14 protein-coding genes are annotated in these 18,798 nt (G+C 37.7%); 10 read left to right on the forward strand and 4 right to left on the reverse strand.

Features of this window, described 5'->3' with window-relative positions; translation table 11 throughout:
• The first annotated feature begins 505 nt into the window (after window positions 1-505).
• The 10 genes from J0J33_RS05830 to J0J33_RS05875 all read left to right on the forward strand — a co-directional run bounded on the left by J0J33_RS05830 (window position 506) and on the right by J0J33_RS05875 (window position 12,902).
• Window positions 506-1,084: a 5-bromo-4-chloroindolyl phosphate hydrolysis family protein gene (locus tag J0J33_RS05830; protein ID WP_206888522.1), complete on the forward strand. Its 579-nt coding sequence runs from the start codon at window positions 506-508 to the stop codon at window positions 1,082-1,084.
• 9 nt (window positions 1,085-1,093) lie between these two features.
• The gene (locus J0J33_RS05835; protein WP_206921610.1) at window positions 1,094-2,266 is read left to right on the forward strand and encodes a toxic anion resistance protein; all 1,173 of its coding nucleotides are present in this window, start codon (window positions 1,094-1,096) and stop codon (window positions 2,264-2,266) included.
• Window positions 2,267-2,361: 95 nt separating this feature from the next.
• On the forward strand, window positions 2,362-3,513 hold the full coding sequence (nagA, locus tag J0J33_RS05840; RefSeq protein ID WP_019291627.1) for an N-acetylglucosamine-6-phosphate deacetylase: 1,152 nt from the start codon (window positions 2,362-2,364) through the stop codon (window positions 3,511-3,513).
• 167 nt (window positions 3,514-3,680) lie between these two features.
• Window positions 3,681-4,571, forward strand: a complete 891-nt coding sequence (locus J0J33_RS05845; RefSeq protein WP_206888526.1) for an AraC family transcriptional regulator — start codon at window positions 3,681-3,683, stop codon at window positions 4,569-4,571.
• 165 nt (window positions 4,572-4,736) lie between these two features.
• The gene (locus tag J0J33_RS05850) at window positions 4,737-6,404 is read left to right on the forward strand and encodes a family 43 glycosylhydrolase (RefSeq protein WP_206888528.1); all 1,668 of its coding nucleotides are present in this window, start codon (window positions 4,737-4,739) and stop codon (window positions 6,402-6,404) included.
• Window positions 6,401-7,651: an MFS transporter gene (locus J0J33_RS05855; protein WP_206921611.1), complete on the forward strand. Its 1,251-nt coding sequence runs from the start codon at window positions 6,401-6,403 to the stop codon at window positions 7,649-7,651. Before J0J33_RS05850 ends, J0J33_RS05855 begins: the two co-directional genes overlap by 4 nt.
• A gap of 250 nt (window positions 7,652-7,901) precedes the next feature.
• Window positions 7,902-8,930, forward strand: coding sequence for a 6-phosphofructokinase (gene pfkA, locus J0J33_RS05860; RefSeq protein WP_004258348.1), 1,029 nt, complete (start codon window positions 7,902-7,904; stop codon window positions 8,928-8,930).
• Between the two features lie 109 nt (window positions 8,931-9,039).
• Window positions 9,040-10,548 (forward strand): pyruvate kinase, encoded by a 1,509-nt coding sequence (pyk, locus tag J0J33_RS05865; protein WP_014025066.1) that lies wholly within the window; start codon window positions 9,040-9,042, stop codon window positions 10,546-10,548.
• A gap of 225 nt (window positions 10,549-10,773) precedes the next feature.
• Window positions 10,774-11,751 carry an L-lactate dehydrogenase gene (locus tag J0J33_RS05870; RefSeq protein WP_004258341.1) on the forward strand — a complete coding sequence of 326 codons (978 nt, stop codon included), beginning with the start codon at window positions 10,774-10,776 and terminating at the stop codon, window positions 11,749-11,751.
• A 104-nt stretch (window positions 11,752-11,855) separates the two neighbouring features.
• Window positions 11,856-12,902, forward strand: a complete 1,047-nt coding sequence (locus tag J0J33_RS05875) for an Rgg/GadR/MutR family transcriptional regulator (protein WP_206888532.1) — start codon at window positions 11,856-11,858, stop codon at window positions 12,900-12,902.
• Window positions 12,903-13,310: 408 nt separating this feature from the next.
• On the opposite strand, the gene J0J33_RS05880 is transcribed toward J0J33_RS05875, so the two are convergent.
• The 4 genes from J0J33_RS05880 to J0J33_RS05895 form a co-directional block, all read right to left on the reverse strand.
• Window positions 13,311-14,264, reverse strand: coding sequence for an ABC transporter permease (locus tag J0J33_RS05880; RefSeq protein WP_019293707.1), 954 nt, complete (start codon window positions 14,262-14,264; stop codon window positions 13,311-13,313).
• The gene (locus J0J33_RS05885; protein WP_019292477.1) at window positions 14,264-15,334 is read right to left on the reverse strand and encodes an ABC transporter permease; all 1,071 of its coding nucleotides are present in this window, start codon (window positions 15,332-15,334) and stop codon (window positions 14,264-14,266) included. Before J0J33_RS05885 ends, J0J33_RS05880 begins: the two co-directional genes overlap by 1 nt.
• Entirely contained in the window at window positions 15,318-16,847 is a 1,530-nt protein-coding gene (locus J0J33_RS05890; protein WP_004258328.1) for an ABC transporter ATP-binding protein, read from the reverse strand. Before J0J33_RS05890 ends, J0J33_RS05885 begins: the two co-directional genes overlap by 17 nt.
• 282 nt (window positions 16,848-17,129) lie before the next feature.
• Complete coding sequence (locus J0J33_RS05895) at window positions 17,130-18,755, reverse strand: NFACT family protein (protein ID WP_206888534.1); 1,626 nt, start codon at window positions 18,753-18,755, stop codon at window positions 17,130-17,132.
• Window positions 18,756-18,798: the final 43 nt, after the last annotated feature.

Here is an 18,798-nt window from a genome sequence, read left to right on the forward strand (position 1 = left end):
TACGCTGAATTTTCAGTTTTTTCACTAAAGTGTGATGAACTCTCAAAATAAAAGGAACACTAATTCATGACAAAAAAACATATTAACCTATTGATCACGTTACTTTCACTTATTGCTATTGGAATAAATTTTATATTTTACAACAGCAATCCTTATGTATCCCTCGTAATTGCTGTTGTTTTACTATTCAATCTTTACTTTTCACTGCCTAAAAGAACACAGAAACCAAGCCAGACCACAAATAAAGAAGTATAAAAGAGATATGTTTGAGAAAAAGGAATGAAAAAACTTTTTTCTCTTTTTTTTTCTTACGAAAAATTATATCTTCAGTCTTCAAAAATCGAGCTTATAATCTTACGATAAGCACTCTTATCTCAAATTAGAAATCATACGAAAGTCTGAAAAGTTTCCTTCAGAATATGATAAAATTAAAGTATAGCCAGTTGGCTGATGAAATAAGTAAAGAAAGCTTGTTATAACAGGAAAACAAGAATGGAGGCTAAAAATGCATATGACAGGAATGATGATGGGTGGAATGCATGGATTCATACGAACAATTCTAATTCTACTAGTGGCACTTTGGCTGATTAGCTTAATGAGAAACAAATCGAATAAAAAGAATAAAACAGCAAAAAAACCACCGCGTAAAGAAAATATACAACGCTATCAAGAAGCAGGACTTTCTGAGAGTGACATCGAAATTTTTCGTGACACTTTAGCAGATGCTAAAGAAAACATTGAAAAATGGGAAGCAAATACGAAGAAAAATGACGAGCTACAAGTTGTGGAATCTGTCACAGGTGGCCTTGAAGCAAGTAAACTCCTCTTCAAACATATTGTGCAAAACCCAACACAATTGACAAAACAGAATGATTTTCTCTATAAAGATTTACCCAATATGGTAAAATTAACAGAGAAATATCTGGAAATGCAAAAACAATATGTTAAATCTGATGAAGTTAGTCGTGATATGGATGAAACACTGCTTCTGATTAAGACACTGGCAACAAATATCTCGAAAAATTATCATGAAGTTTTGATGGATGATGTCAATGTTATTAAGCATGAAGTAAAGTTTGATTAAGGAGTGAGAATGGAAAACCCTATTTTAGATGAATTAATTAATGGTGATAAAGTCGTGAAAGAAGCAGAAGCGCTGTCTGAAACTCAAAAGACAGAACTTGTTGATATGCACCAAAGAGCTTCTTTGCGCGCGATAGATGCTTTAAGTCCAGAAGAGCGTGAAAAAGCGAAGGAACTGGCTAAACAACTCGATGAGAATAGCTCACAGTCTGTGATTGCTTATGGGGCAAATGCGCAAGATAAGATTTCAGCTTTTTCACAAAGTGTTTTGGATAAAGTACAGGCGCAAGATTTAGGAGATGTCGGTGGCTCTTTGACTGATTTGATGTACAATCTCCAACAAGCAAATCCTAATGAACTTGTTGATGAAAACAAAAGTGTTTTCCAAAAAATGTTTGGAAAAGTTAAAAAATCAATCTTTGAAGTTACTCAAAAGTATCAAAAAATTGGTGCTGGAATTGATAAAATTTCGGCAAAACTTAATAATGAGCAACAAGGGCTTCTTCAAGACAATGAGATGCTTGATAAGCTTTATGATGAAAATCTCAACTATTTTAAAGCTCTTAATGTTTACATTGCAGGAGCGGAATTTAAGATTGAAGAGCTAGAACAAGAAGTCCTACCAGCAGCACGTCAAGAAGCTCAAGGTGCTGGTGATGATGGGGCTTTAGCAGTTCAAAAGGTAAGCGATCTTGAAGCTTATAAAAATCGTTTAGATAAACGGGCGCACGACTTGCGTTTGGCGCGTCAATTAACGATTCAGCAAGCTCCACAGATCCGTTTGATTCAAAATACAAACCAAGAGCTTGCAGAAAAAATTCAAACCTCAATCAACACAGCGATTCCTTTGTGGAAAAACCAAGTCGCAATTGCCTTAACTCTATTGAAGCAAAAAGATGCTCTAGCGAGTCAACGTATTGTTTCAGAAACAACCAATGATCTTCTACGTAAGAATTCTGAAATGCTTAAATCTTCAACGATTGAAGCAGCTGAAGAAAATGAACGTGGACTTATTGATGTGGAAACATTAAAAGTTACACAACAAAATCTTATCGATACAATTCAAGAAACTATGCGCATCCAATCTGACGGACGTCAAAAACGTCAGCAAACTGAGCAAGAATTGGTCAAAATGGAAGATGAAATTAAGCAAAAATTGCTCGAACTTTCTAATAAAAAATAAGCAAAAAGTCAAGTATTGATATATACCAATTCTTGACTTTTTTAGTACCGAGTGTTAAAATGTTGGAGAATACAAAGTATCGGAGGAACCCTTTTATGACTTACTATATTAAAGCAGACAAATTTTTCTATCCTTATGAAGTGAAAACAGGTGGTTTCCTGCAAATCACAGACGGCAAATTTGGAAAGTGGACAGCAGATGCTCCAGCTGGAGCTGATATTCTAGATTATTCAGGTCAATCCATTGCTCCTGGTCTGGTAGACACACACATTCACGGTTTTGGTGGAGCAGACACTAATGACCGTAAAATCGAAGGTATCGTCCAAACAATGAGTGAAGGACTTTTAGCAGCAGGTGTTACAAGTTTCTTCCCAACAGCTGTGACTGCAAGTCATGAAGAATTGTTGGAAGTCGCTGATGAAATTGGTTCAAATGTAGATAAAGCAGCTGGCGCTAAAATCCGTGGTCTCTTCTTTGAAGGTCCTTACTTCACGGAAGAATTTAAAGGTGCTCAAAATCCTAAGTACATGCGCGACCCTTCATATAGCGAACTTGCTGAATATGGTGAAGCAGCCAAAGGTTTGCCAATCAAAATTGGGATTGCACCAGAACGTGAAGGTTCAACTTCCTTTGTGAAAGAAGCAGTGGAACATGGCTTTACAATCGCCCTTGGTCACTCAAATGCGACTTATGCCGATGCTGTAGAAGCTGTTCAAGCTGGTGCTTCAATGTGGGTACATGCTTTTAATGGTATGCGCGGTCTTAATCACCGTGAGCCTGGTATGGTTGGAGCGGTCTTCAACTTACCAAACACTTATGCAGAATTGATTTGTGATGGCTTCCACGTACGTCCAGAAGCATGTCAGATTTTGATGCGCGAAAAAGGTACAGACCATGTCGTATTAATTACAGACTCAATGCGCGCTGCTGGATTAAGCGATGGTGAGTATTACCTTGGCGAATTCCCAGTAATCGTTAAAGATGGTGCCGCACGTTTGAAAGAAGGGGGAAATCTCGCTGGCTCTATTCTTTTGCTTAAAGATGCAGTGAAAAATGTTGTAGATTGGCAAATTGCAACACCAGCTGAAGCTGTAAAAATGGCTTCTTTGAATGCTGCTAAATCTACGAAGATTGATGATGTTTGTGGTCAAATTAAAGAAGGTTTAGATGCAGACTTTATCGTTCTTGATGAACACCTTGAGCTTGTTGCAACTTATCTTGATGGTGAAAAACGTTATCAAGCTTAATAAAAGTGATATTAATAAAAAAACCAGACATCTTCCAGAGAGAATGTCTGGTTTTTTTATGCAAAACGCAGCTTGATTTGTTTTTGAAACTTTCTAAAATTCTGGTAGACTTGGAGTATATAGTAAAATATTATCGTCATAATGCTTGTTAATAAGGAGAAGACTCTATGCATCCAACACCAAATTGGTTAAAAACCATTCCTAAATTGCCGGAGTTTAATGACAATATCAAGTTATTTGGCGGACATAAGCAGAAAGTAGCGGCTGGTTGGTCTGTTGATTGGGAACGCCATTTCGCTTTTGAAATTCTTTTTATTATTGAGGGTATCCAACATACGGAGCTTTCAACGCATCACTTTGATTTTAAGGAGGGCGATATTCTTTTATTTCCTCCTGGACTTTTGCATCGAAATTCGTGTCATTTAGGAGACGGCTTATCTTATTTTTGCGTCCATTTTGATATTGATAACCCAGAATTGCAACGTAAACTCATAGCTAATTGTTCGATTCTTTTAAATAAAGACAATGCTGCACATATCCAAATCCGGAAAACCTTGCAAGAATATATTAAAATTCTCGATAAGCAGGAGTTTTCTTTACAGGATAAGTTTACAATAGAAAAATTATTACTGGAGCTGATCATCCATTTGATTTCTTATAGTGATTGTGAGTCTTCACAGCAAAGCGGAGATAATCATCTTATTTTAGCGAAAATGATTGCTGAAACTATTAAAAGTAATTTTGTAAAATATACTCATCAACCTGTTGACGAAGGAAGAAAGTTACTGTCCTTGAGTCATGTTGCGAGGCAGTTAAATATCAGTGATTCCACAATGCTGAAAACTTTTAAAAAAATGTATTTTATTTCGCCCAAACAATTCTTAAATCAGTTAAAATTTAATGAGGCAAAATATTTGCTCAATCAGCCAGAAATGAGTATACAAGAGATTGCTGAATGTATAGGATATCAAGATGTCTCTCATTTCTCACGCCAATTCAAAAATTGGTATGGAAAATCCCCTAGTGAATATAGGAAAAGAGCACATACTGCATCATAAAAATAGAAAAGAAATAAAAAGTACTTATGAAGAGTACTTTTTTTGATGTCTTTTATCTGTGAAAATATGGAAGATGGTAAATTTATGATTTTTTTTGGTATTTTCCATGTAAATTTTTTTTGATAAGATGATATCAGAAAAAGAAAACGCTAACAAGGAGAAACAATGACTATTATAAAAAACCCGATTATTCCCGGTATGGCATCCGATCCATCCGTAATTCGAGTGGGAAATACCTACTACCTCGCCACCTCAACTTTTCACTGGCAACCGGCCATCCAAATTTATGAATCGCAAGATTTGGCTAATTGGAAGTTGGTGAATTATGCGCTGAAGTCAGGACAAGTCAACTTACAAGGCACGAACACTCCCGCAGGTATTTGGGCACCTCATTTGTCTTATGACTCCTCTTCTAAAAAATATTGGTTGGCTTATTCCCATATGGTCAATATGGGAGGGCGTGAGTTTAATGCTGACTCATATATTATCTTTGCGGATAGCATTAGTGGTCCATGGTCAGATCCAATTTTTGTAACGGCTATTGGTTTTGACCCCTCTCTCTTCCATGAAAATGGTAAACATTATATCAGTATTTTAGAGTGGGAAAGTCGTTCAAGATACCAAGCACCTGGTCATATCGTAATTGCTGAGATTGACTTGGCACAAGGTTCTATCGTGGGAAAATGGCACAGAGTAACGCAAGGTTTTACTAGTCGGGGCTGTGCAGAAGCACCACAAATCTACAAGAAAAATGATTATTACTATCTTCTCATCGCAGCAGGCGGCACTGGTTATGCTCATGGTGTGGAAATTGGGCGTTCCAAGCATATCTTTGGACCATATGTGCCCCATCCATCTGGGGAACCCATCATCACTTCATCTCCAAAACATCTCTTTTCACTTGGAGATCCTGATGCGGGACATTTTGAAATGTACAACCCAAATTCTGCTATGCAAAAAGCAGGACACGGTTCTCTAGTGGAAACACCGACAGGCGAATGGTACATCACCCATCTCATGTCTCGTCCTTTGAAAAATAAACTATTGAATCCTTTAGGGCGTGAAACTTCTATTCAAAAAATGATTTGGACTGATGATGAGTGGCTAGAAATGGCTGATGGTTCAAATATTGCCAAAATGGAGGTAGAGGGTATTTCGGGACTTGAGTTTGTTCAAAATTTTGACTGGGATATTTATGATGATTTTAATGCTGAATTTGATGCAAGATTTATGACTCCTTATCGTGAACAACATAAGGATTGGGTCAATACAAGTGAACATCAAGGACATTTAAGAATATATGGAGAAAATTCACTATTTTCTCAAATCAAGCCAGCAATCATGGCGACAAGAGCAACATCATTTAACTATGAGTTTAAAACCAAGCTTGAGTTTCACCCTAAACATTATTCGGAAACCGCAGGAGCGGGCTTGTACTATGACTGTAACAATTGGTTGTATTTGAATTTGACTTATTCTGAAGAGCATAAGTCGACAATTCTAACCATTTCGCAAGCAAAGCTGGGGCAAAAGATAGAGTATCCAGATCATAGTGTAAAAGTCTCACATGATAAAGCAGAGCTGAAAATCATCTACAAGGACGGTTTTGCAAGTTTATTCTATAAGACAGAGTATGAGGATTGGGATAATGTGTTGCGTAATCTTGATGTGAGCTATCTTTCGGATGAAGGCGTCAATGGTGAGCCTGGAGAAATAGGTGGTTTTACAGGACTCTTTAATTTTATTGGTGCAGTAGATGCGCATCAAAGAGAATCTTATGCTGATTTTGATTACTATCAAGTAGTCAATGAACAGGAGGAAAATAAATTATGAAAAAAGAAGTAGCAATCAAAAGGCTCGTACCAGCTTTGATCATTGGTCCGGCAAGCTGGCTTGGTCCTTATATAATAGCGGCCAGCTTGTTCTTACCAATCTTACTTCAAGAAATTGATGCGCCTAATAAAATTAATCTTTTAGCCCTGTTTTCGACTTGTGGAATGATTGTTGCAGCTCTTTCTAATATGACTGCGGGCTATCTTTCTGACAGAACCTATTCTAAGTTTGGAAAACGTACACCTTGGCTACTTGGGGGGAGTTTTTCATTCATGATTGTGATGATTTTAGCTTCCTTTGCACACTCTGTTCCCTATCTTTTAGTTATTTGGATGCTGGGTCAAGTTGCTCTAAACTTTATTGTCGCACCAATGGTTGCTTGGATTGATATGGCACCCGAAAATGGACGCGGAACGGCTTCAAGCGCCTATGGTGGACTTGGGATGGCTTTGGGAAATAATGGCTTTATTATTTTTGGTGCGATGCTCATTAACCAATTCCGACTAGGATTTATTATCTTTGGAATAATAACTTTTTTAAGAACACTAATTGCAACGCTTATTGTCAAAGAGCCTTCAAATTTAGACGAAAAAAAGTTAAATGCAAACCAAGCAAATAGCAAAAAAGAAAAGAAAAAAATAACACGTGATTCTTTGAAAATTTTTCCAACTTGGAAGATTGGACGGGATTATTATTTAGCCTTAATGGGAAAATTATTACAAGGAGTAGGTAACTTTGCTGTTACAGGTTACATGTTATACATAATGACAGATTTTCTCGGGAAAAGTACAACAGGAGCGCAAAATTCCATCCAAATTGTCAATACAATAATGCTCGTATTTGGTATTAGTATGGGATTTCTAGCTGGCCCCCTTTCAGATCGTTACAAGCTATTAAAACTCCCGATTGTATTTTCGACACTTTTTCTAGCCTTGGGAGCTTTGAGCATTTTTTTCCTAAAAAATGATACTAGTATTTGGATTTATGGATTTACAGCAGGTCTTGGAATGGGTATTTGGAATTCTTTGGATAATTTATTGAATTTAGAAGTTATTCCTGATAAAAATCGTGTGGCTTTCTTTCTTGGAGTATATAATTTAGGAAACACAATTACACAGGCTTTGGCACCTGTTCTAGCGGCAGCAGTTATTAGTATGTTTGGTTTTTCAGCTATTTTTATGGTGTCTTCAGTTTTTGCTCTATTAGGAGGAATCTGTATCTTTTCAATTAAAATGATTCGTCGATAGTTTGAAATCATATATTTATCCTAATTTTGCTTCAAAAGGAAGTTATGCTTGAGACCAGTTTTAGACAGTAATAATCTTTTTGTAATCTGAAAACCATTACATTTGAAAAACTATAAATAAAAACGCTGTCATAGCGTTTTTATGAGATTTTTTTTTCGTATCGTGATATAATAAACAATGAAATAAAAATTGAACTTTAAATTTGCAATTGCAAATATAAGTATCAGATATGATGGAGGAAAAAACTTTAATGAAACGCATTGCAGTTTTGACTTCTGGTGGTGATGCACCAGGTATGAACGCAGCTATTCGTGCTGTTGTTCGTAAAGCGATTTCTGAAGGTATCGAAGTTTACGGTATCAACCACGGATATGCAGGGATGGTAGCGGGCGATATTTTCCCACTAACATCTGCAAGTGTTGGTGATAAAGTTGGACGTGGCGGTACATTCTTGTATTCAGCACGTTTCCCAGAGTTTGCTCAACTTGAAGGGCAACTTGCGGGTATCGAGCAACTTAAAAAACATGGCATCGAAGGTGTTGTTGTTATTGGTGGTGATGGTTCTTATCATGGTGCAATGCGCTTGACTGAACATGGTTTCCCAGCAGTAGGACTTCCAGGTACTATTGATAATGACATCGTTGGTACAGATTTTACAATCGGTTTTGATACAGCTGTATCTACAGTTGTGGATGCCATTGATAAAATTCGTGATACATCATCATCTCACCACCGTACTTTCGTTGTAGAAGTTATGGGACGTAATGCTGGAGATATCGCGCTTTGGTCTGGTATCGCTGCAGGTGCTGATGATATTGCAATTCCGGAAAAAGAATTCAAATTTGAAAGTATCGTACGTAATATCAAATCAGGATATGCCAAAGGTAAAAACCACCACATCATCGTAGTTGCTGAAGGCGTTATGTCGGGTGAAGAATTTGCTATGAAGCTTAAAGCTGCTGGTGATGATTCTGACCTTCGCGTATCTGTTCTCGGTCACATCCAACGTGGTGGATCACCTACAGCGCGCGATCGCGTTCTTGCATCACGCATGGGTGCTCGTGCAGTAGAATTGCTTCGTGATGGTATTGGCGGTGTAGCTGTCGGTGTTCGTAACGAACAACTTGTCGAAAGCCCAATCCTTGGTACTGCAGAAGAAAATGCCCTTTTCAGTCTGACAGATGAAGGTAAAATCGTTGTCAACAATCCACACAAAGCTGGATTGGAACTCTATCGTTTAAACGCTGATTTAAACAACCTTGACATCAAATTTAATTAAGTTATTGTTAGTAATCTTATTTGGTTGATGTCAGAGTGAAGTTAAAACACTGAATGCTCACATTGACTAAATAATGAGTACATTTATAAAAATAGGAGAATTACTCAAAATGAACAAACGTGTAAAAATCGTCTCAACACTTGGCCCTGCAGTAGAAACTCGTGGTGGTAAAAAATTCGGAGAAAAAGGATACTGGGGAGAAGAGCTTGATGTTGAAACATCAGCACAAACCATTGCTGATTTGATCAAAGAAGGTGCTGACGTTTTCCGTTTTAACTTCTCTCACGGTGACCACGCTGAACAAGCTGCTCGTATGGCAACAGTACTTCGTGCTGAAGAAATTGCTGGCCGTAAAGTTGGTTTCTTGCTTGACACTAAGGGTCCAGAAATGCGTACAGAAGTGTACGAAGATGGTGCAGACGAATACAAATATGTTACTGGTGACCAATTCCGCGTTTCTACAAAACAAGGTTTGAAATCAACTCGTGATAACATTGCTTTGAACGTTGCTGGTGGTCTTGATATCTTTGATGATGTTGAAGTTGGTCAAACTATCCTTATCGATGATGGTAAATTGGGTCTTACAGTAGCTGCTAAAGACGTTGAAGCACGCGAATTCGATGTTGTAGCACAAAATGACGGTGCTATTGGTAAACAAAAAGGTGTTAATATTCCTAACACTACAATTCCTTTCCCAGCTCTTGCAGAACGTGATAACGACGATATCCGTTTCGGTCTTTCACAACCAAATGGTTTGAACTTCATCGCAATCTCATTCGTACGTACTGCGAAAGACGTTAACGAAGTTCGTGCTATCCTTGAAGAAACTGGTAACACACACGTTCAACTTTTGGCTAAAATCGAAAACCAACAAGGTATTGATAACCTTGATGAAATCATCGATACAGCTGACGGTATCATGATTGCTCGTGGTGACATGGGTATCGAAGTACCATTTGAAATGGTTCCAGTCTTCCAAAAAGAAATCATCCGTAAAGTTAACCAAGCAGGTAAAATCGTTGTTACAGCAACAAACATGCTTGAGTCTATGACTGAAAAACCACGTGCAACACGTTCTGAAATCTCTGACGTCTTTAACGCTGTTATCGATGGTACTGATGCAACTATGCTTTCAGGTGAGTCAGCTAACGGTAAATACCCACGTGAATCAGTTCGTACAATGGCTACAGTTAACAAAAACGCTCAAACATTGTTGAAAGAATACGGACGCCTTCACCCAGAAAACTTCGATAAAGATTCAGTGACAGAAGTTGTAGCATCAGCAGTTAAAAACGCTGCAGAATCAATGGAAGTTAAACTTATCGTTGCTTTGACTGAGTCAGGAGCAACTGCTCGTTTGATTTCAAAATACCGTCCAGAAGCTGATATCTTGGCAATCACTTTTGATGAAAAAGTTGAACGCGGATTGATGATCAACTGGGGTGTTATCCCAATGCTTATGGACAAACCAGCTTCAACAGACGATATGTTCGAAGTAGCTGAAAAAGCAGCCTTGGCTTCAGGTCTTGTTGAATCAGGTGATAACATCGTTATCGTTGCTGGTGTTCCAGTTGGTTCAGGACGTACAAATACAATGCGTATCCGTACAATCAAATAATAAAAATTTTTCAAGAGCAGTTTTTGCTCAAAAAAAAGCACCCAATGTGGTGCTTTTTTTGATTGATTTTCTTTATGGAAAGCTCACGAAATATAAACGTATCACGCTTTAAATGTAAGCGTTATAATGTGATATAAATCACTTTCCAATGTGACAAGAATGTGAAAAAATGCTATAATAATATAGTAAACATTATTATTGCATTCAGGAAAGGAATGAACAATTATGACTAAACAACATAAAAAAGTTATCCTCGTTGGTGATGGTGCCGTAGGTTCAAGCTATGCTTTCTCACTTGTAAACCAAGGAATCGCCCAAGAATTGGGTATCGTAGATATTTTCAAAGAAAAAACACAAGGTGATGCAGAAGACCTTTCACACGCTCTTGCGTTCACATCTCCTAAGAAAATCTATTCAGCAGACTACTCTGATGCACATGATGCTGATTTGGTTGTGTTGACTTCAGGTGCGCCACAAAAACCAGGTGAAACTCGTTTGGATCTTGTTGAGAAAAACTTGCGTATCACTAAACAAGTTGTTACTGAAATTGTAGCATCAGGTTTCGATGGTATCTTCCTTGTTGCTGCTAATCCTGTTGATATTTTGACATATGCAACTTGGAAATTCTCTGGTTTCCCTAAAGAACGTGTTATCGGTTCTGGTACTTCACTTGACTCAGCACGTTTCCGTCAAGCATTGGCAGAAAAACTTGATATTGACGCGCGTTCAGTTCACGCTTATATCATGGGTGAACACGGTGACTCTGAGTTTGCTGTATGGTCACACGCTAACGTTGCAGGTGTTAACCTTGAGGAATTCCTCAAAGATACTCAAGGCGTAAAAGAAGAAGAATTGGTTGAACTTTTCGAATCAGTTCGTGACGCTGCTTACTCTATCATTGAGAAAAAAGGTGCGACATTCTATGGTATCGCTGTAGCTCTTGCACGTATCACAAAAGCTATCCTTGACAACGAAAATGCTGTATTGCCACTTTCAACTTTCCAAGAAGGTCAATACGAAGGCGTAGAAGGACTTTACATTGGTCAACCAGCTATCGTTGGTGACAAAGGTATCGTTCGTCCAGTCAACATTCCATTGAACGATGCTGAATTACAAAAAATGCAAGCTTCAGCTAAACAACTTAAAACTATTCTTGACGAAGCTTTCTCAAAAGAAGAGTTTGCTTCAGCATCTAAAAACTAAGTATAAAAAAATACCTAAATTTAGGTATTTTTTTTTTTGAGCTTTTTTCAATTTTTTTTCGTACTAAATAATAAGAATAAAAAAGTTGAGGAAAAAGATATGATATGGCTAAAAAAGTACACTATGGCAAAGTTTTTCAAAAGATAAGGAAGAGAAGAAAGTTATCTCTGAAGGATTTCGAGGGGATCGTTCCGCGTAGGAGTCTGTCTCGTTATGAAAGAGGGGAGACTGTGTTCCCGATAGTTAAACTGCAGGCATTATTGGAAAGTATTGACTTAAATATTATTGATTTTTATCATATTGCCCACAAAGAGAAGATATATGGCAGATACGGAAAAATATTTACAAAAATTAGAAAACAAAACGGCTTTTCACGAGAAGATTTTACGCATCTTTCTATTTCTGCGGCACAACTGAAACTTTTTGAATCGGGGCTAATTATGTTTGAGTTTGATAAACTGTACGCCATACTTATGGAGATGAACATAAGCCTTGAAGATTATTGTTCTCTCCTCGATAAAGGGAGTGAAAGCCCTATAGAGTTTTTTTGGAAGCAGGTAGATCTTGCTTATTACAGAGGTGATACGCCGAAACTGAAAAGTTTGTATGAGGGCCTTGCTGAGTGTAATGAACACTTTTTTCTATCACTTTGCCTCAAAGGAATGGTGGACAACATTTCTGACCAAGAGAGAATAGCAATTAAAAAATATTTTATTACAAGAGAATACTGGACTACTCGAGAACTTTTTATTTTTCAATACAGTGCTAAGTTTCTAAGTTCAGATCCCTTAAAGTTAGTTTGCGAAAATTTGCTATATTCTAAAACACTTTTTAAGGAAAAAAATACTTATCCTAGACGTTTAGTCTTGGCGGGTCTTGAAATAACGCTCTTAAGACTAACGGAAAATAGTCTTCTTGAAGCAGAATATTTCTTGGCATTTGCCAGAGAGTTTGTTCAAGAAACAGATGATCTTGCAAAAATGGCTTACCTTTTTGTCGAAAGCTTATTTAAATACAAACAAACTGGAAAAGGACAGTACAAAACAACAATGAAGTCTATTTGTAAAGCTTCCTATATGTATGATGGACTAATGAAAAACTGGTATCATAAAAATTATGAAAGCTATATAAGGGGGGACATATCTAACTAAAGTTATCTTATCAAAGACATGAGGTGCTTATATTTACAGAAATTTCTACAGCTTGAGTGTTACTTACTATCAAAGATAAATTAATAAGAGTGTCCTCCTCGAAAATGTAAAAGTTGATTATAGTGGAAAGAGTAGCATATTTTGGATTAATGTTCCAAGGTATAATGTCGTCGATTAGACAAGAGGTATTTGATGTAGACTGTATAATTCTAATAGGATGGAGGTATGTAAGAAGTGATTTTTGTCAGTATAGTTTTAATAGCACTCATAGTTTTAATTATCGTACTTGTTTATTTTCTTAAAAAGCTTATTATGAAAATAAACAAGTAATTATCAACATATTGTAATAAATGATTTCGTATGCTCTTAAAATATAAAAAGCATCTCAAATTGAAATGCTTTTTTATTTTATTTCGTTTTGATATAGTTAACACCATCAGCTTTAGGTGCGACAGCTTTTCCAAGAAAGGCCGCAAGAACGATGATAGTCACTACGTATGGTGCCATTTGGAGGAAGGCAGAAGGAATTTCTTTGATAACGGGAATTTGGCCGCCTACAACTGCCAGTGAGGTAGAAAGTCCAAAGAGGAGGGAAGCAAGCATCGCTCCAACAGGATTCCATTTACCAAAGATCATAGCAGCCAATGAGATGAAACCTTGCCCTGCGATTGTAGCTACAGAGAAGTTACCTGAGATAGATTGGGCATAAATTGCACCACCAATACCACCAAGGATACCGGAGATGATAACCCCAGCATAACGCATAAGGTAAACATTGATACCGAGAGTATCTGCTGCTTGAGGGTTTTCACCTACTGAGCGGAGACGAAGTCCGAATTTCGTTTTAAAGAGAAGATACCAAGATAGGAAGGCAACGAGAATTGCAAGGAATCCTGGTAGTGAAGTTTGTGAGAAGAAGATTTGTCCAATCACAGGAATTTTTGAGAGAACGGGGAAATTCCAGTAACCAATTTGGTTAGTAATATTTACCTGTCCAGCATTGTAAAACGTTTGAATTAAGAATACGCCAAGCGCAGGAGCCATTAAGTTAAGAACTGTACCTGAGACGATATGGTCAGCGCGGAAGTTAATGGTTGCTACCGCATGAATCAGGGAGAAGATACCACCAATAAATGCTCCAAAGAGGATGGAGAGCCAAGGTGTCATTCCACCAAATGTTTCTGTGAAAGTAAGGTTAAAGACGACAGAACTGAAAGCCCCCATTGTCATAATACCTTCTAAACCAACGTTGACGATACCACCACGTTCAGAGAATACTCCACCGATACTTGTAAAAATTAGAGGTGTTGAGTAAATAAGCATATTTGCAACAATAATTTGCAATGTATCTACGATATTCATTATGCTTTTTCTCCTTTCTTCTTAATATTTGGGAGAACCTTTTCGATAATATATTTTACGGCAATAAAGAAGATGATTGTAGCTGTGACAATCTGTACAATTTGCGGCGGAATATTATCGATATTACTCATATTTCCTGAACCTGTTTGAAGCATTGAGAACAAGAAGGCAGCAAATAGGATACCGACAGGATTTGTTTCACCTAAGAGAGCAACAGCCATACCGTTGAAACCAATGTCTAGTGTTGCGGACTGTGTGACGAAGTTTTGCATGTATCCAAAACCGTAAACTACACCGCCAAGACCTGAGAGAGCTCCGGCAACTAGCATTGACATGATGATTGTACGTTTGGCTGAAATCCCTGCATACTCAGAAGCATCTGGATTTAAACCGACAGACTTAATTTCAAAACCAAGTGTAGTCTTAGAAAGGACAATAGCCATAATGACAAGAACGATTAAAGCAATAAAAAGGCCAATATTCAAGGTTGAATTATTTGTCAAATCTGACAACCAACCTGTACGGAAGGAAGCATTTGCACTAATCAATTTTGTTTGGTCCGTTGAGTTAGGCATCATGATTTTTGAACTAAAGACATCATGAATCAAGAAGGTTGACATAAAGAGGATGACATAGTTAAGCATGATGGTAGTGATGACTTCCGAAGTACCTAAGAAAGCACGTAAGATACCAGGAATTGCACCCATGAGAGCTCCAAAGAGCATACCGATAATGATTACTAATGGAATCATAATTGGTTTAGGGATGTCAGGGAAACTAAGGGCAAACCACATTGACATAATCCAACCTGCAAGAGCCTGACCTGACATACCGATATTAAAGAGACCGGCCTTCATACCAACAGAGAAACCTAAGGCACAAAGAATCAAAGGCCCCATAGTTTGAAGTGTTTCACCAATGGCACGTGGTGTACCAAAGGCTCCGATAATTAAATCTTCGTAACCATATATAGGATTAAAGCCGAAGATGAGCATAATGATTGCACCAATTAAGAAACCAGAAAGTACGGCGATAATAGGTACAAGGATTTTTTTAGTTTTGCTGTTCATTGATATTACCTCCAACCATGAGAATTCCAAGTTCTTGTTTGCTTGTCGTTTCAGGACTGACAATTCCTTGAATTTGTCCATCGTGAATAACAGCAATACGGTCCGAAACATTCAGAATTTCATCTAATTCAAAAGATACAACGAGCACAGCTTTTCCTTCATCACGTGCTTGAATCAAGCGTTTGTGGATATATTCAATGGCACCGACATCAAGTCCACGTGTTGGTTGAGCAACAATAAGCAAGTCAGGATTACGATCGACTTCACGCGCAATAACAGCTTTTTGTTGGTTCCCGCCTGAAAGTGATTTGAAAGGAATTTGTTCACCAGCACCGCGGACGTCGAACTCTTCCATAAGTTCGCGGGCTTTAGCATTGATTTTATTGTAATCCAAGAAACCGTACTTACTTAATGGTGCTTTGTAATAAGTTTGAAGCGCAATATTTTCAGCAACAGTCATCTCGAGTACTGCACCATCACGGTGACGGTCTTCTGGGACATGACCTACAGAATCTTCAATGATTTTACGAGGTTTGTGAGTGGTGATGTCTTTACCTTTGAGTTTAACAGAACCAGAATCAATCTTCATCAAACCAGTAATGGCTTTAATCAATTCTGTTTGACCATTGCCATCAATACCAGCAAGACCGACAATCTCACCAGCACGGACATCTAAAGAAAGTCCTTTTACAGCAAAGGAACCACGTTTTTCTTTAACAGAAATATTATCAATACAGAGAACAACGTCCTGCGGTTGAGCAGCTTCTTTTTCCGTTTTGAAAGATACAGAACGCCCCACCATCATTTCAGCGAGTTCTTTATTTGATTTATCTCCCAGTTCGACTGTTTCAATAGAAACACCGCGGCGAATAACAGTAATACGATCAGCTACCGCACGGATTTCATCAAGCTTGTGGGTAATAAGAATGATGGACTTGCCTTCTTTAACCAAGTTGCGCATGATTTCCATGAGCTCAGTGATTTCAGAGGGAGTCAGCACAGCTGTAGGTTCGTCAAAAATTAAGATATCTGCTCCACGATAGAGTGTCTTCAAAATTTCGACACGTTGCTGCTGTCCAACAGAGATATCGCGAACAAGTGCATCGGGTTCGACAGAAAGTCCATAACGTTTTGACAATTCCACGATTTTATTTCGAGCTGTTTTAAGGTCAAGGCTTAAGCCTTTCGTCACTTCACTTCCGAGCATGATATTTTCAGTAACAGTAAAGGCATCAATCAGCATGAAATGCTGGTGAACCATACCGATACCAAGCTGAGAAGCTTTTGTTGGAGAGTCTATTTGCTCGAGTTTGCCGTTAACATGAATCTCGCCTTCTGTAGGTTCCAGAAGACCAGAGAGCATGTTCATCAGAGTTGATTTACCGGCACCATTTTCACCGAGCAAGGCGTGAATTTCACCTTTTTTCAGCTCCAAGTTGATCTTGTCGTTTGCGACAAAGTCACCAAACTTTTTGGTAACGTTGATCATTTGGATAACATTTTCGTTGGCCATGGCGGCTCCTTCTAAAAAAATTTATGACATAATGCCTAAAGTTAAAAAAGAAAGACTTACTGGAAAGCCCTAATATAGCTACACTTTAGACAAAATAATTACATTTTATTATAACAAATATCGGGGCTTTTATAAAGAACTTTCTATACCTAAAAATGAAGCGTTTTCACAGATTGTTAAAGTTTTCAGTGTTTTAAAGGGTTTTTGACAATTTTTACATAGAAAATTTAACGGGACTTTGATAAACTAAAAAGTTCACAAAAATTATATGTGAACTTTTTTTTATTTTATTTTTGCTTTTTTGATGATGGTCTCATCAGGCGTAACACGAATAGTTTTTTGACCAGTATAAGTCACAAATCCTGGAGGAGTTCCTGTTGGCTTATGAAGTTTCTTCACATCAATCATATCAACCTGTACCAAGTTAGAATAACGGGCCTTAGAAAAATAAGCTGCGAGTTCTCCAGCAAAAGTTATCGTTTCATCTGAAGGATTTGCATTCCCAGTAATTAAGACATGGGAACCAGGAATATCCTTCACATGGAACCAGAGGTCACCTTTACGACTGAGTTTAAAACTGACTTGTTCATTTTGAAGGTTATTTTTACCGACAAGAATAATGGTTCCATCTTCAGCTTGATACTTTTCTGGTGGCAACATTTTTTGCTTTTTATTGTTACGATATTTGGCTTTAACAAAACCTGTTTGGATGAGTTCTTCACGGATATCGGCAATTTCAACAACATCAGCATGTGTAAGGTTTGCTTCAACGGACTCTAAGTAAGCAATTGTCTGTTTTGTATTCTCTATTTGATCACCAAGGAACTTCACCGCCTGTTTTAATTTTTGGTAACGGTGGAAGTAGCGTTGGGCGTTCTGTGAAGGACTGAGTGCAAGATTTAGGCTAATCGTGATTGGCTCATTGGTATAATAATTATCTAAGGTCACTTCAGGCTTATCGTTTGGAACTTGATGAAGGAAGGTTGTAAGCAGCTCTCCTTTTTGGCGGAAAATCTCAGCATTCTCTGTAGCACGTAACTCCGTTTCCTGTTTTTTGAGCTTGTCACGATTTTTCTTAAGCTCATTTTGAACTTTTTTGATCACTTCACTAGCAACCTGCTTTACACGATCACGTTCGGCTTTGTCTGCATAATAAACATCTAACATTTCAGATAAGCTGGGAAATTCTTGATAGTCTTCCGCAAGTTGAATGGCCGAAAATTTATCATTAGAATAGATTGAAGGAAGGACTTTATGCAATTTTACCTTGAATTCCGGAAGTGTCAAGTTCTCTAAAGCTTGGAGGCTATCACGCCCGATACCTTGAAAGGTTGACTGTAATGTATGTGTCTGCAGTGCCTCAAAAATCTTTTCGTCAGAAGCTGTAAAAGGATCGACCTTATCGCTTGCTGGTGGGGCAATATAAGTCGAACCGGGAAGAAGTGTCCGATATTGATTTTGCGAAAATCCGACATGTTTAATGGTTTCAATAATTTTATTGCTGCTTTTATCCATAAGGATAATATTGCTATGTTTCCCCATGATTTCAGCAACCAGTGCAATCTTCATAGCATCACCAATTTCATCTTTGGTTGAGATATGGAAAATCAATTGGCGGTCATTGCCTACTTGCTCAATATCTTCAATAAAAGCGCCAGACAGGTACTTGCGTAAAATCATGACAAAATTATTAGGATTTTGAGGATTTTGGAAGTCTGTCTTAGTGATTTGGATTCTGCCGAAAGTTGGATGAGCAGATAATAATAATTTATGTGATGTTCTTCCTGAACGAACCGTTAAAAGAAGTTCTTGTTCAAAAGGCTGATTGATTTTTTGAATTCGTCCTCCTTTAAGGATTTCAGAAATTTCAGCTGTCATATGATGTAAAAAAATACCGTCGAAAGCCATGTTTTACCCCGTGTTTCTTAATAATCTAATGCTTATTTTAACA

Origin of the sequence: Lactococcus sp. LG1267, from assembly GCF_017309545.1 — a bacterium.
Taxonomy (GTDB): domain Bacteria; phylum Bacillota; class Bacilli; order Lactobacillales; family Streptococcaceae; genus Lactococcus; species Lactococcus petauri.